We start from the raw sequence: 14,675 nt of genomic DNA on the forward strand, positions 1-14,675 counted from the left end.
GTCTTCAGATGCTCCCTTACAGTCCGAGAATCGCAGAGGCGATGATGGTGCGCTGAACCTCGTTCGAGCCGCCGTAGATCGACACCTTGCGGTAGTTGAGATAACCCGGTACCGAGCGCTGCGCCCAGCCCTCGCTCTCGATGTCCTCGCCCGCCTCGTAGGGCAGTGAGTCCGGCCCGGCGACGTCCATCAGCAATTCGGTGGTGGCCTGCTGCAGTTCCGATCCCCGCAGCTTGAGGATGGACGACGCCGGATTCGGCTTGCCGTCGTCGGAGCTCGACACCATGCGCAGCTGAGTCAGCTCGAGGGCGAGCAGTTCGTTCTCGACCTCGGCCATCTTGGCCGCGAACAGTGGATCCTCGAGCAGCGTGCCGGTGCCGACCTTGGTCTGTGCTGCGTGCTTCTTCGCCTGTCCCAGATGCACTTTGGTGTGTCCGGCACGGGCGACGCCAGTGCGCTCGTTGCCGAGCAGGAACTTTGCGTAGCTCCAGCCCTGGTTCTCCTCGCCGACGAGGTTCTCCGCCGGAACGCGGACGTTGTCGAAGAAGACCTCGTTGACCTCGACACTGCCGTCGACCAGCTTGATGGGGCGCATCTCGATGCCGGGAGTGTTCAGATCGATGAGCAGGAAGGAGATTCCGGCCTGCTTCTTCGGCGCGTCCGGGTTGGTGCGCACGAGGGCGAAGATCCAGTCGGCGTACTGGCCGAGCGTGGTCCACGTCTTCTGTCCGTTGACGATGTAGTCGTCACCGTCGCGGATGGCGGTGGTGCGCAACGACGCCAGGTCCGATCCGGCCTCGGGCTCGGAGAAGCCCTGGCACCACCAGATGTCGAGGTTCGCCGTCTTGGGCAGGAACTTCTCCTTGAGCTCCTGCGAGCCGAACGTCGCGATGACCGGGCCGACCATCGAGGCATTGAACGCCAGCGGCTCGGGCACCGACGCCAACTGCATTTCGTCGAGCCAGATGTGACGCTGTACAGCGGTCCAGTCGCGGCCACCGAACTCGGCGGGCCAATGCGGCACCGCCAGGCCGTTCTCGTTGAGGATTCGCATGGTCGTGACCACCTCGTCCTTGCTCAACTCCTGACCCGTCGCGCTCTTCTCGCGAATCTCGGCGGGGACCTTCGTGGTGAAGAACGTCCGCATCTCGTCACGGAACGCGGCCTCTTCTTCTGTCAGGGCAAGATTCATCGACAATCCTCCAAGCTCGTTCGCGTATCTTCGTATCGACCGTACTCCCTGGTAACTCTGGGATATTCTCCGCTCACTATGACTCTTCTGGCACTGGTTCGGCACGGTGAAACGAACTGGAATCTGCACGGGCGCCTGCAGGGCTCTTCGGACATTCCTCTCAACGACACCGGCCGTGCTCAGGCCCGCGAGGCCGGCTACGAACTCGAGTACCGGACATGGGACCACCTGGTCAGCTCCCCGCTGATCCGAGCAGCGGAAACCGCAGACATCATCGGCGCGCACCTGGGTCTGACCCGCACCGCCGAGTTCCCCGATCTGGCCGAGCGGCACTTCGGTGACGCCGAGGGCTTCACCGACTGGGACGCGTACTCGCACTGGCCGGACGGCCGGTACCCGGGCTTGGAGCCGCGTTCGAACCTGATCGTGCGAGGTGTGCGCGGCGTGGACGAGATCGCGTCGCGTTTCCCGGACTCCGCGGTGATCGCCGTGGCGCACGGCGGCGTCATCCGGGCGATCTTCGACGCGATCCGGCGACGCCACTCCCCGCGCATCCTCAACGCGGGCGTCTCCACCCTCGAACACGACGGTTCTCGCTGGACCGTTCGCACCATCAACGGCATCCCGGTCTGACAGAGTTTTCTTTCATGGAGATCGAACGTCGCATCACCGAACTCGGCTTCACCTTGCCCGGGGAACCGACCGCTCCGCCCGGTTTCGAGTTCTCGTTCGAATGGGTGCGCGTGCGTGGCAACCGAGTCTTCGCCTCGGGCCATTCCCCCTTGGACCGGGACGGCACCCTGGCCGGCCCGTTCGGTGCAGTGCCGTCGCAGGTCGATCTCGACTCGGCCACCGACGCCGCACGCGACACCGCGCTGGCGCTCCTCGGCAGCGTCGCCCGGGCGATCGGCGACCTCGATCGAATCAGCGCGTGGTTGACCGTGACCGGGTCGGTCAACGCCGACCACGGCTTCACTCAGACCACCACGGTCGTCAACGGCTTCTCCGATCTGGTGCTCGCCATCTTCGGTCCGGAGATCGGTGCTCATGCCCGCACCGCACTCGGGGTGGCGGCATTGCCGATGAACAACACCGTCGTGGTGTCAGCGGAACTGGAGATCGACGGGTAGGTTTTGCTCCACTCGTACATACGGCGAAAGCGGGCGCAGATGGTGCGCAGATCGATTCTTGCTCTGGTCGCGATTCTCATCGGCATCCTCGGGTTGTCCGGCTGCAGCTCGTCCTCGCAGTCGCTGCTGGACCGGGTGCAGGACGAGGGCGTACTGGTCGTCGGCACCGAGGGCACCTACAGCCCGTTCAGCTATCAGGGCGCGGACGGACAACTCACCGGATACGACATCGACGTCATCAACGCCGTCGGAGCCGAGTTGGGCGTACGCGTCGACTTCGTGCAGACCCCGTTCGATTCGATCTTCGCCGGACTGCAATCCCAACGCTTCGATCTGATCGCCAACCAGGTCTCGATCACTCCTGCGCGCCAGTCGGCCTACGACCTGTCCACGCCGTACACGGTGTCGGAAGGCCAGATCCTCACCGCCTCAGACGACTCCACCATCACCTCTCTCGCCGACCTGGCCGGCAAGACCACCGCGCAATCGTCGACGAGCAACTGGGCCGAGGTCGCGGCGAACGCAGGCGCGAACGTCGAAGCCGTCGAGGGATTCGTTCAGGCGGTCACTCTCGTCAAGGACGGCCGCGTCGACGCCACCGTCAACGACTCCCTCGCCATCGCCGAATACCTGCAGCAGACCGGCGACACCGGCGTGAAGATCGCAGGCGAGACCGGCGACACGACGCTGCAATCCTTCGTGGCCCGCAAGGACAGTGGGTTGATGGACGAGGTCGACACCGCCATCGACACGCTGCGCGAGAACGGCACCATCGCCGAGATCTCGAACAAGTACTTCGGCAGCGACGTCGCCGCACCGACAGCCGACACCGTGGTTCCGACAAGCGACGACGCAGCGTCGACGGCACCGTCCAAAACGCAGCTCGTTCTCGACAACCTGTGGCCGATGCTCAAAGCCACTGTGACCATGACCATTCCGCTCACCGCCATCAGCTTCGTGATCGGACTCGTCATCGCCCTCGCGGTCGCACTGGCCCGGATCTCGTCGATCGCACCGCTCGCCGCGGTCGCCCGGTTCTACGTCTCGATCATCCGCGGCACTCCCCTGCTGCTGCAGCTGTTCATCATCTTCTACGGGCTGCCGCAGTTCGGCATCGTGATCTCGCCGTTCCCGGCCGCGGTGGTCGCGTTCTCGCTCAATGTCGGTGGCTACGCGGCCGAGGTGATCCGGGCCGCGATACTGAGCGTGCCCAAAGGGCAGTGGGAGGCCGCGCAGACCATCGGGATGGGCTACCGAACCACGTTGCAGCGCATCGTACTTCCGCAAGCACTGCGCACCGCGGTACCACCGTTGTCGAACACGCTGATCTCGCTGGTCAAGGACACCTCCCTGGCATCGACCATCCTGGTCACCGAGCTGCTGCGCGTCGCACAACTCGCGGCCGCACCGACCTTCGACTTCTTCACCCTGTATACCGTTGCGGCGCTCTACTACTGGGTGATCTGCATCGTTCTTTCGTTCTTCCAAGGCAAACTCGAAGTCCGACTCGACAGGTACGTGGCCAAATGACAGACCTGCTGGAAGTATCCGCACTGAAGAAATCGTTCGGGCCACTCGAGGTGTTGAAGGACATCTCGTTCACCGTGCCGTCCGGCACCGTCACCGTCATCATCGGACCGTCCGGATCCGGCAAGACCACGGTGCTGCGCACACTGAACGCACTCGACCAGGCCGACGCAGGCATCATCCGCATCGGGGACGTGTCGGTGGATTTCGCAGAATCCGTCAACGCGGCGCAGCTCCGACACTTCCGCGCTCAGAGCGGCATGGTGTTCCAGAGCCACAACCTGTTTCCACACAAGACGGTGCTGCAGAACATCATCGAGGGACCGGTGATCGTGCAGAAGCGAGCTAAGGACGACGCCATCCGTGACGCGCACGCGATCCTCGACCAAATCGGTCTCGACGCCAAGTCCGACCATTACCCGTTCCAACTGTCCGGAGGCCAGCAACAACGCGTCGGAATCGCCCGAGCCCTAGCGCTGCGCCCCAAGCTGATGCTGTTCGACGAGCCCACCTCAGCCCTCGATCCCGAACTCGTGGGCGAGGTACTGGCCGTCATCAAAGGCCTTGCCGCGCAGGGCTGGACGATGGTGATCGTCACCCACGAAATCCGTTTCGCCCAGCAAGTCGCCGATCAGGTGCTGTTCATCGAGAACGGCGTCGTCCTCGAACGCGGCACACCGGAACAGGTGCTGGTGAACCCGACGGAGCCCCGTACCCGCCAGTTCCTGCAGCGCATATTGGCCTAGAGGGGCTGTAGAGGGGATGCGCCCCATGTGCGCGGAACTTCGTAGCAGGGGTCGAGTTTTCACTCACCTGCGGCGAAGCCGCTCTAGAGGTGCGGCAGCACCTTGTCCAGGGTGATCGGCAGATCGCGGACTCGGACGCCGGTGGCGTTGTAGACGGCATTGCCGATGGCCGCCGAGGATCCGACCGCACCGATCTCACCGATTCCCTTGCCGCCCATCGGCGCGAGTTCGGTGTCGACCTCCTCGACCCACACGGCCTCGAGATCGGTGACGTCCGCACACGCCGGGATGTGGTACTCGGCGAGATCGTGATTGGCGAACCCACCGAACTCGTGATCGGTGATGCCGTTCTCCATGAGCGCCATGCCGAGTCCGAACGTCATGCCGCCGATGAGCTGAGACCTCGCCAGCCGCGGATTCATCACCGCGCCGATGCCGAAGACTCCGAGCATCCTGCGTACCCGCACCTCACCGGTGTCGATGTCGACCGCGACCTCGGCGAACTGGGCACCGAAAGCCATGCGCGCCAGCTCCTTCTGCCCCTCCACGTCGTCGGTGGTGTCGGCCTCGGCGGAGTTGCCCGGCTCGTACGAACCCTGAGACTTCAACGAGTGGCAGACCTTGGTGACGGCCCAGCCCCACGACGAGGTGCCCGAGGATCCACCGGCTCCCGGAGCGGTCGGCAGAGCGCTGTCGCCGAGTTCGACGGTCACGCTGTCTGCATCGACCTCGAGAGCATCGGCGGCGATCTGTCGCAGCACGGTGCGCGCGCCGGTACCGATGTCCGACGCGGCGACGGACACCGTGATCGTGCCGTCCGACTCCACTCGCGCCGACGCGGTACTCGGTGAGATCAACACCGGGTAGCTGGCCGTCGCGACTCCCATGCCGACGAGGGTGTTGCCTTCTCGACGCTGACCGGGTGTGGAATCGCGGCGGTCCCAGCCGAACTTCTCCGCACCCTCGCGCAGGCACTGCACCACGCTGCGTGAGCTGAACGGGTTACCACTGGCGGGATCGACGTCCGGCTCGTTACGAACGCGCAATTCGATCGGATCGACACCGGTGGCCGCGGCCAATTCGTCGATGGCCGTCTCGACGGCGAACATGCCGGGTGCCTCGCCGGGTGCCCGCATCCACCGCGGCGTTCCGACATCCAGCTTCGCGAGACGGTGGGTGGTGCGACGGTTGGGGGCCGCATAGATGTGCCGAGTCGATTCCGACGTCTGCTCGCAGAACTCGAAGATCGTGCTGGTCTGCTGGAACGAATCGTGCGTGATCGCCTGCAGCACACCGGTCGAATCAGCGCCCAGACGAACGTGATTGAGCGTCGGCGTGCGATACCCGACGACATCGAACAACGCCTGCCTCGGCAGCACCAATTTCACGGTGCGGCCGGTGGCTCGCGCGGCCATCGCAGCGAGGATCGCGTTGGGCCGAGTACTTCCCTTGGCTCCGAATCCGCCGCCGACGTTCTCGGCGACGACGCGAACGTTCTCGGGCTCGAGGTCGAACGCCGTGGCGAGATCGCCCTGCACACCCGACGGTGCCTGCGTCGAGTCCCACAGCGTCAGAACGCCGTCGGCCCACTGCGCCGTGGTGGCATGCGGCTCCATCGGACTGTTGTGCATCGGCGCGGTGGAATACCAGTTGTCGACGACATGCTCGGCGGTCTGCAGCGCCGCATCGGGCTCCCCGATCGTCACGTCGGTCGGAAAGCCGGCGTTGACGGACTCGGGTCCGTAGAGCGAGCCGTGCTCGGCCGTCAACGTGTTGTCGGGTGAACGGACATCGGTGTACTGCACGTGCACTCGGGCTGCGGCGGCGCGGGCGTCCTGAAGAGTATCGGCCACGACGACGGCCACGATCTGACCGCGGTACGCGACGGTGTTCGACTGCAGGACATGCAGTTCGGCGTCCTCGACCTCACCCAGCTTCTCCCCGTTGCCGTGCCAGACGACCGCATGCACCGCGGGGTCGCCGTCCAGTTCGACTCGTTCGACCGTGCCTGCGGGAACTGTCGCGGGCACGTACCAGGCGTACAGCTGCCCGACGGCCTGCGGTTGCTCGGCGGCGTACCGAGCCCGGCCGGTGACCTTCGCGATCGATTCGGTGCGCTGAATCGGTTGTCCGATCGATGCAGTCATGACCGGTCTCCCGACACTGTGAGTTCCGCCAAAGTGCGGGTGACGAGGTTGGTCACCAGTGGGATCTTGAACGCGTTGTCGCGCAACGGTTCCGCCGCGTCGAGTTCCGACGCGATCGCCCGCCGGAACGACGCCTCCTCGGCGGCCGCGCCGAGCAGCGTGTGCTCGGCCGTGCGAGCCCGCCACGGCTTGTGCGCCACACCGCCCAGCGCGATCGACACCCCGCGCACGATTCCGTCCTCGACATCGAGAGTGGCAGCGACCGAGGCGACCGCGAATGCGTAGGACTGCCGGTCTCGCACCTTGCGGTAGGTGGAGACGGTGCCGTCAGCCGGTGCCGGTATCTCGATGGCCGTGACGAGTTCGTCCCGCGCGACCGTGTTGTCGTGCTCGGGCGCGTCGCCGGGTAGCCGATAGAAGTCATCGATCGCGAGGGTGCGCTCTCCGTCGACTCCGCGCACGACCACACGCGCGTCGAGAGCGGACAGCGCAACCGCCATGTCGGAGGGATGCGTCGCCACGCAGGCCTCCGAGGCCCCGAGGATGGCAAGGTTTCGGTGCTCACCGGTCCGGGCCGGGCAGCCCGACCCGGGTTCGCGCTTGTTGCACGGCTTCGATGCATCCATGAAGTACACGCACCGAGTGCGCTGGAACAGGTTCCCGCCGGTGGTGGCCATGTTGCGTAATTGACCCGAGGCACCGGCCAGCACCGCCCGCGAGAGCACCGGATAACGCTGACGCACCACCGGGTGCACCGCGAGATCACTGTTGCTCACGCCGGAACCGACACGGAGAGTGCCGTCGTCGGATACATCGATGTCGTGCAACGGAAGTCGCGTCACGTCGATCAGCGTCGTCGGGCCCACGACACCGAGTTTCATCAGGTCCACGAGGTTGGTTCCCCCGCCGAGCAGCATGGCGTTCTCGTTCTCGGCGAGGCGGGCCACGGCGTCGTCGACGGCGGTGGCTGCGTCGTACTCGAAGGTCTTCACGACGCGTCCCGCACGGCCGACACGATATTGCAGTAGGCACCGCAACGACAGAGGTTGCCGCTCATACGTTCTCGTATCTCGTCGGGATCGAGTTCGACGTCGGCACCCTCGATGTCCTCGGTGACCGCGCTGGGCCACCCCTGCTTGGCCTCTTCGATCACCGCGACCGCCGAACAGATCTGCCCGGATGTGCAGTACCCGCACTGGAACGCGTCGCGATCGACGAAGGCCTGCTGCACCGGATGCAGGGTGTCGCCATCGGCCAACCCCTCGACCGTGGTGATCTCACGATCCTGCTGCGCCACTGCGAACGTCAGGCAGCTGTTGATCCGCCGTCCGTCCACCAGCACCGTGCAGGCCCCGCACTGCCCGTGGTCACACCCCTTCTTGGCACCGATCAGGTCCAGGTTCTCGCGGAGAGCGTCGAGCAGGGTGGTTCGGGTATCGCAGTCGAAAGCGCGGTCGGTCCCGTTGACACGGAGAGTGACGTTGGTCATGCACGGGCGGATACCCGTGGCCTCGGCCACCAAACGCTCGCGCTGGGGTCGTGCGCGGAAACTCGTAGTGGGCTACGAAGTGCCGTGCACGTGCGCTAGCGCCGCCCCTTGTACTTCCCGCCACCGCTGCGTCCGGGAGGACCGGAATCGGGTTGCAGCTGAATCAGTACGCCACTGATGCGGGTGCGGCGCAACGCCTCGACGGTCTCGTCGGCGAGGTCGGCCGGCAACTCCACCAACGAGTGATCGGGCCGAATGCTGATATGGCCGAAGTCGCTTCGACGCAGACCGCCCTCGTTGGCGATGGCACCGACGATCGCTCCCGGGGCGACGTGATGCCGCTTGCCGACGCTGATGCGGTACGTCGCCATCTCCTGGCCCGTCTTGCGATGATGCGAGCTGGCCGCGTCCTCGTCGAACGTGCGCGGGGGCCGGGGTTCGCGCGGCTCGCGCGGTGCCCGCGGCGGGGCAGGCGGCTCGGGCTTGAGCAAGAACGCCTCGCCGTCGCGGGACTGAATGGCCAGCGCCGCCGCGATGTCGACCAACGGCACGTCGTGCTCACGCTCGTAATCCTCGATGAGACGACGGAACAACGCCAGATTCTCGTTGCCCAGGCTCTCGGTGATGGAGTCCTTGAACTTCGTCACGCGCTGCGCATTGACGTCGTCGACGCTCGGCAGCTGCATCTCGGTGATCGGCTGACGCGTCGCACGCTCGATGGCCTTGAGCAGGTGACGCTCCCGGGGCGCGACGAACAACAGTGCCTGACCGGCGCGACCCGCTCGGCCGGTACGACCGATGCGGTGCACGTAGGACTCGGTATCGTGCGGGATGTCGTAGTTGATGACGTGCGAGATGCGGTCGACGTCGAGACCACGGGCAGCCACGTCGGTGGCCACCAGAATGTCGATCTGACCGTTCTTCAGCTGACCGATGGTGCGCTCACGCTGAGCCTGCACGATGTCGCCGTTGATCGCCGCGGCCGAGAAGCCCCGTGCGCGCAACTTCTCGGCGAGCTCCTCGGTGGCCTGCTTGGTACGGACGAACATGATCATCGCCTCGAACTCTTCGACCTCGAAGATTCGAGTCAGTGCTTCGAGCTTGCGCTGATGTGCCACCTGGACGTAGCGCTGAGTGATGTTCGGTGCCGTCGACGTCTTCGTCTTGACGGTGATCTCCACCGGATCGTGCAGGTACTGCTTGGAGATCTTGCGAATCGCGGCAGGCATCGTGGCCGAGAACAACGCGACCTGCTTGTACTCCGGGGTATCGGAGAGGATGCGCTCGACGTCCTCCTGGAAACCCATCTTGAGCATCTCGTCGGCCTCGTCGAGCACCAGGTACTCGAGCCCGGACAGGTCGAGGGTGCCCTTCTCGAGATGGTCGATGACGCGGCCGGGAGTACCGACGATGATCTGTGCGCCCTTGCGCAGACCGGACAGCTGGATGCCGTACGCCTGACCGCCGTAGATCGGCAGGATGTGCAGACCTGGAATGTGGGTGGCGTACTTGCCGAACGCCTCGGCGACCTGGAGCGCCAGCTCACGGGTCGGGGCCAGCACCAGGGCCTGCGGCACCCGACGCGAGACGTCGAGACGCGAGAGGATCGGCACCGCGAACGCGGCGGTCTTGCCGGTTCCGGTCTGCGCGAGTCCGACGACGTCGTTGCCTGCCATCAGCGGCGGAATGGTGGCCGCCTGAATGGGCGACGGGCTCTCGTAGCCGACATCGCGGAGGGCCTTCAGGACCCGCTCGTCGATCCCGAGGTCGGCGAAGGTGATGTCGTCGCCCGCTGGAACGGCGGACTCCTGCGGGGGCGAATTCGTCTCGTCGGACGTCACGGCGGCATCCTGTTCAGTTTCTGAAGTGCTCATATGTCGCACGAGTTTAGTACCTGCTCGGGCCCTGCGAACCCTTCTACGCTGATCAGGTGACGAAAACGGTCACGACGGCCTGCGGTGCGAGCGGCCTCACACCGGCGACCCCACACCCGAACGCGACTGCGGACGGTTAAGTTGTACCCCGAGTCACACTCAACTCCCCCGGACTCGCGGCAAAGTCGACAAACCGGACACCCCGGATGGTGCGCCACGGCCTCGAATGTGATGAAATGCACAACTACCACGCTATTTTTCCGTAAGGGGTCCAGCAGTGCGCGAATATTCTGTGCCGGCGTCGTTCACCATTCCTGACGACGCATCCATGGCCGACACCGTCTACAGGTACGAGAAGGAATCGCCCAACTTCGTACCCTTCCAACGTCTGGTGAACGGCAACTGGACCGATGTCACCGCAGCTCGCTTCGCGACCGAGGTCGCGGCAGCAGCCAAGGGACTGATCGCCTCCGGTATCGAACTCGGCGACCGTGTCGCGATCCTCAGCGCGACGCGCTACGAGTGGGTCGTCCTCGACTACGCCATCTGGTCCGCAGGTGGCTGCACCGTCGCGATCTACGAGACCTCCTCCGCCGACCAGGCGCAGTGGATTCTCGAGGACTCCGCCACCAAGTTGCTCGTCGTCGAGACCGCAGCGCACGCCTCGAACCTCAAAGAGGTCACCGAGGGTGCCAAGGATCTGCGTGAGGTTCTGCAGATCGACGCCGGAGCCATCGACGAGCTGACCACCCGCGGAGCCTCGGTCAGCGACGAGGAACTGCATGCACGACGCCATCAGGTCAGCGCGGCATCGCCCGCGACCCTGATCTACACCTCGGGCACCACCGGACGGCCCAAGGGCGTTCAGCTCACGCACGCCAACTTCTACGCCGAGGTGCAGGCCACCCAGATCGCGCTGCACGACTCGATGAAGGAGGGCAACCGCACACTGATGTTCCTCCCGATGGCGCACGTGTTCGCCCGCGCCGTCTCGTTCGGCTCGTTCGAGTCCAAGGTCACCGTCGGACACACCTCGGACGTGACGACGCTGGTGGATCAGTTCGCCGTGTTCAAGCCGGACTTCATCCTGTCGGTGCCGCGTGTGTTCGAGAAGGTCTACAACTCCGCCAAGCAAAAGGCACACGACGGCGGCAAGGGTTCCATCTTCGACAAGGCCGCCGCGACGGCCATCGAGTGGAGCGAGGCCCAGGAGAAGGGCGGAGCCGGGCTGGTTCTGAACCTCAAGCACACGGTGTTCGACAAGCTCGTGTACTCCAAGCTGCGCGCCGCACTCGGCGGCAACTGCACCCGCGCGGTGTCCGGTGGTGGACCTCTCGGTGCCCGCCTCGGCCACTTCTTCCGCGGTGCGGGCGTCCCGGTCTACGAGGGCTACGGCCTGACCGAGACCAGCGCGGCCATCACCGTCAACACCACCAAGGAACAGCGCGTCGGCACCGTCGGCAAGCCCATCGACGGCCACTCGGTGAAGGTCGCCGAGGACGGCGAACTGCTGCTCAAGGGACCGGTCGTGTTCAGCGGCTACTGGCACAACGAGAAGGCCACCTCCGAGGCCATCGTCGACGGCTGGTTCCACACCGGCGACCTCGGTGCCATCGACCAGGAAGGCTACGTCTCGATCACCGGCCGCAAGAAGGAGATCATCGTGACCGCGGGTGGCAAGAACGTCGCCCCCGCAGTGCTCGAGGACGCCCTCCGCGCGAACGCGATCATCAGCCAGTGCCTCGTCGTGGGCGACGCCAAGCCGTTCATCGGTGCGCTCATCACCCTCGACCCGGAAGCACTGCCGGGCTGGCTCGAGCGGCACAACCTGTCCGCGGACATTCCGTTCTCCGAATTGTCCAAGAATCCCGAGATGGTCGCCGAGATCGACAAGGCCGTCGCCGAGGCCAACAAGAAGGTCTCGAACCCGGAGCAGATCAAGAAGTACACGATCCTCGAGAACGACTTCACCGTCGAAACCGGTGAGCTCACCCCGACGATGAAGCTCAAGCGCAACATCATTCATGCCGAGCGCGGCAGCGACATCGAAGCCATCTACTCGTAGATCGACCACAAGAGAACGGGCCCGGCGCGATCCTCGCGCCGGGCCCGTTCTTTTTGTTTGTCAGGACATGTGGTCGTCGAGGAATTCCGCCACCACCGACGTCACCTGCAAGTGGATCTTCTCGTGCAGCAGGTCGTGGCCACCGTCCTCGAATTCGCGCAGGGACGCGTCGGGAACGCCGCCGATCCACTCGCGCACCGCATCGACCGGAGCCAGACGATCGTCCACGCCGTGCACGGCCAGCAGCGGAATGACGTTGTCGGCGAGATCGGTGACCGAGCCGGTCACCGACTTGGGTGTTCCGCACAGTACGGCGCACTGCACCGCCTCCGGATGCGCACCGAGGGCTGCGATGGCCGTCGCCGCGCCCAACGAATGACCCATCAGTGCGAACGACAACTCCGGGTGTTCGGCCTCGGCGATCTCGAGCAACTGCAGCGCGTTCTGCGCGAGTGCGGGAATCTGAGCGGCGTCCGTCAACTCACCTTCGGTGAGGCCGTGGCCCACGTGATCGACCGCCCACACATCGACTCCGCGTCCGTTGAGGACGCGAGCGAAACGGTGATAATGGCCGCTGTTCTGGCCGAGACCGTGCAGAAAAACGAGACCGAAACGAGCATCGGGGACAGTCCAGTTTCGGTAGTGGACCGCGCCGGTGGCTCCGTCGAAAAAAGGCATTCGATCATTTTGCCTCCTCGCGACGGCATCCGCGCGCAACGTGACCGGTACCGCTCGCGGCGGTGACTAGGGTGGGCGCGTGTTCCTCATCGGCGATCGCGTCATCTACAGCGCCAGCGACCTCGCCGCGGCAGCGTCGTGCGAATTCGGACTGCTGCGCCGACTCGACGGCCTCACCGGTCTGATCCCGCGGGCCACCGCCGAGCCGGATCCGATGCTGGACCGCACCTCTGCACTCGGATTCGAGCACGAACGCCGTCAACTCGAGACATTCCAGCAGCAGTTTCCCGGCGGTGTCCTGACGATGGACCGACCGGGACGCACCGCGCAGGAAATGGCCGACGCGGCCTGGGCGACGTTCACCGCCCTGACCTCCCGCACACCCGTGGTCTATCAGGCCACGTTCTTCGACGGCCGATTTCTCGGGTTCTGCGACTTCCTGGTGGCCGAGGGCGATCGGTACGCCGTGTACGACACCAAGCTGTCGCGGCACGCCAAGGTGTCGGCACTGCTGCAGTTGGCGGCCTACGCGGACGCGCTGCGGTCCGGCGGCATCACCCCGAGCGACGAGGTGCACCTGATGCTCGGCGACGGCAGCGACTCCGCGCACTCGCTCGCCGAGATCCTGCCGGTCTACCGACAATCCAGGGAACACCTGCAACACATCCTCGACGAGCACCACGCCGAGGGGACCGTCGTCGACTGGTTCGACTCGCGCTACTCCGGCTGCGGACAGTGCGAGGCATGCACGGTCGAGGTGGAACAGCACCGCGACCTGGTTCTGGTCGCAGGCATGCGCGCGAGCACCAGGGACAGACTGCTCGACGCCGGCATCTCGACGGTCGACGAACTGGCTGCATCGACCGGAAGCGTGGACGGCATGTCGTCTCGCACGGTCACGAATCTGCGAGCTCAGGCCGCGCTGCAGGTTCGCCAGGAGCGCAGCGGCGACGCCGAATTCGAGATCTTCGACGCCGACGCCCTCGGCGTGATCCCCGAGCCCGATCCGGGCGACATCTTCTTCGACTTCGAGGGCGACCCACTGTGGGCCGAGGCCGGCAGTGCCGAATGGGGACTCGAGTACCTGTTCGGCGTCTACACCGCCGACGGCGACTTCCTCCCGTTCTGGGCGCACGATCGCGCACAGGAACGCCGCGCCCTGATCGACTTCCTCGACTACGTGACCACCCGTCGCGCCGCCTACCCGAACATGCACGTCTACCACTACGCGCCGTACGAGAAGACCGCGCTACTGCGCCTCGCCGGACGCTACGGAGTGGGTGAGGACGCAGTCGACGACCTACTGCGGGACGACGTTCTGGTCGACCTCTACCCGATCGTGCGATCTGCGGTGCGCATCGGAGCCAGGTCGTACAGCATCAAGAAGCTCGAACCCCTGTACATGCCCGCGGCCCGCGACGGGGACGTCACCGATGCGGCCGCGTCGATCGTCGAATACGCGAACTGGTGCGATCTACGAGACCAGGGCAAGGACGCCGAGGCTGCTGCGCTCCTCGCCGATATCGCCGAGTACAACCGCACCGACTGCGAATCGACGCTGCGACTGCGGGATTGGTTACTTGGGCGCGCGTCGGATGCCGGTGTGCACCCGCGGGCTCGGCAGCATCTCGAACTCGAAGACGGTGCGACGGACACCGCGAGCCCGCTGGAGCTCGAACTCGCCGAGTACGCCGGTCTGCCATGGGAGCGCACCTCGACGCAGCAGGCCGTCGCATTGTTCTCCGGTTCCATCGGCTACCACCGACGCGAGCGAAAGCCGTTCTGGTGGGCGCACTTCGATCGCCTCACCCACCCGCTCGACGAGTA

Annotated in this window: 12 protein-coding genes; 6 read left to right on the forward strand and 6 right to left on the reverse strand. The window is 65.4% G+C overall.

The features are described 5' to 3' along the window. Positions 1-16 precede the first annotated feature (16 nt). Positions 17-1,192 carry an acyl-CoA dehydrogenase family protein gene (locus tag CH256_RS10690; RefSeq protein WP_094669581.1) on the reverse strand — a complete coding sequence of 392 codons (1,176 nt, stop codon included), beginning with the start codon at positions 1,190-1,192 and terminating at the stop codon, positions 17-19. Between the two features lie 78 nt (positions 1,193-1,270). Here CH256_RS10690 and CH256_RS10695 point away from each other — a divergent pair, with 78 nt between their 5' ends. Genes CH256_RS10695 through CH256_RS10710 form a run of 4 tightly spaced genes read left to right on the forward strand, consistent with a single transcriptional unit; the run spans position 1,271 to position 4,595 of the window. Beyond that, on the forward strand, positions 1,271-1,825 hold the full coding sequence (locus CH256_RS10695) for a histidine phosphatase family protein (RefSeq protein ID WP_094669582.1): 555 nt from the start codon (positions 1,271-1,273) through the stop codon (positions 1,823-1,825). A 14-nt stretch (positions 1,826-1,839) separates the two neighbouring features. Then, positions 1,840-2,322, forward strand: coding sequence for a RidA family protein (locus CH256_RS10700; RefSeq protein ID WP_068053267.1), 483 nt, complete (start codon positions 1,840-1,842; stop codon positions 2,320-2,322). Positions 2,323-2,361: 39 nt separating this feature from the next. Then, positions 2,362-3,852: an ABC transporter permease subunit gene (locus CH256_RS10705; RefSeq protein WP_094669583.1), complete on the forward strand. Its 1,491-nt coding sequence runs from the start codon at positions 2,362-2,364 to the stop codon at positions 3,850-3,852. Further along, complete coding sequence (locus CH256_RS10710; protein WP_094669584.1) at positions 3,849-4,595, forward strand: amino acid ABC transporter ATP-binding protein; 747 nt, start codon at positions 3,849-3,851, stop codon at positions 4,593-4,595. Before CH256_RS10705 ends, CH256_RS10710 begins: the two co-directional genes overlap by 4 nt. Positions 4,596-4,678: 83 nt before the next feature. Here the strand turns inward: CH256_RS10710 and CH256_RS10715 are convergent, their stop codons facing one another. From CH256_RS10715 to CH256_RS10730, 4 genes are all read right to left on the reverse strand, one after another. Then, a complete protein-coding gene (locus CH256_RS10715) occupies positions 4,679-6,742 on the reverse strand; it encodes a xanthine dehydrogenase family protein molybdopterin-binding subunit (protein WP_094669585.1) in 2,064 nt (687 codons plus the stop codon). Further along, positions 6,739-7,734, reverse strand: coding sequence for an FAD binding domain-containing protein (locus tag CH256_RS10720; protein WP_094669586.1), 996 nt, complete (start codon positions 7,732-7,734; stop codon positions 6,739-6,741). Before CH256_RS10720 ends, CH256_RS10715 begins: the two co-directional genes overlap by 4 nt. Then, positions 7,731-8,231, reverse strand: a complete 501-nt coding sequence (locus CH256_RS10725) for a 2Fe-2S iron-sulfur cluster-binding protein (RefSeq protein ID WP_068053261.1) — start codon at positions 8,229-8,231, stop codon at positions 7,731-7,733. The genes CH256_RS10720 and CH256_RS10725 overlap by 4 nt, the downstream gene beginning before the upstream one ends. A 95-nt stretch (positions 8,232-8,326) precedes the next feature. Then, positions 8,327-10,105, reverse strand: a complete 1,779-nt coding sequence (locus tag CH256_RS10730) for a DEAD/DEAH box helicase (protein ID WP_068053249.1) — start codon at positions 10,103-10,105, stop codon at positions 8,327-8,329. Between the two features lie 277 nt (positions 10,106-10,382). Between CH256_RS10730 and CH256_RS10735 the strand changes: the two genes are divergently transcribed. After that, a complete protein-coding gene (locus CH256_RS10735) occupies positions 10,383-12,170 on the forward strand; it encodes an AMP-dependent synthetase/ligase (protein WP_176460380.1) in 1,788 nt (595 codons plus the stop codon). Positions 12,171-12,230: 60 nt separating this feature from the next. On the opposite strand, the gene CH256_RS10740 is transcribed toward CH256_RS10735, so the two are convergent. Continuing rightward, a complete protein-coding gene (locus tag CH256_RS10740) occupies positions 12,231-12,848 on the reverse strand; it encodes an alpha/beta hydrolase (protein WP_068053245.1) in 618 nt (205 codons plus the stop codon). A gap of 79 nt (positions 12,849-12,927) precedes the next feature. On the opposite strand from CH256_RS10740, the gene CH256_RS10745 reads away from it, so the two are divergent. After that, on the forward strand, positions 12,928-14,675 hold a 1,748-nt coding region (locus CH256_RS10745), incomplete at its 3' end, for a TM0106 family RecB-like putative nuclease (protein ID WP_143536554.1).

Source organism: Rhodococcus sp. 05-2254-6 (assembly GCF_002258565.1).
Lineage (GTDB): Bacteria > Actinomycetota > Actinomycetes > Mycobacteriales > Mycobacteriaceae > Rhodococcoides.

Coding starts and splice junctions, on each gene's coding strand:
- CH256_RS10690 (WP_094669581.1), bottom strand. CDS start 1,192: ATGAATCTTGCCCTGACAGAAGAAGAGGCCGCGTTCCGTGACGAGATG.
- CH256_RS10695 (WP_094669582.1), top strand. CDS start 1,271: ATGACTCTTCTGGCACTGGTTCGGCACGGTGAAACGAACTGGAATCTG.
- CH256_RS10700 (WP_068053267.1), top strand. CDS start 1,840: ATGGAGATCGAACGTCGCATCACCGAACTCGGCTTCACCTTGCCCGGG.
- CH256_RS10705 (WP_094669583.1), top strand. CDS start 2,362: ATGGTGCGCAGATCGATTCTTGCTCTGGTCGCGATTCTCATCGGCATC.
- CH256_RS10710 (WP_094669584.1), top strand. CDS start 3,849: ATGACAGACCTGCTGGAAGTATCCGCACTGAAGAAATCGTTCGGGCCA.
- CH256_RS10715 (WP_094669585.1), bottom strand. CDS start 6,742: ATGACTGCATCGATCGGACAACCGATTCAGCGCACCGAATCGATCGCG.
- CH256_RS10725 (WP_068053261.1), bottom strand. CDS start 8,231: ATGACCAACGTCACTCTCCGTGTCAACGGGACCGACCGCGCTTTCGAC.
- CH256_RS10730 (WP_068053249.1), bottom strand. CDS start 10,105: ATGAGCACTTCAGAAACTGAACAGGATGCCGCCGTGACGTCCGACGAG.
- CH256_RS10740 (WP_068053245.1), bottom strand. CDS start 12,848: ATGCCTTTTTTCGACGGAGCCACCGGCGCGGTCCACTACCGAAACTGG.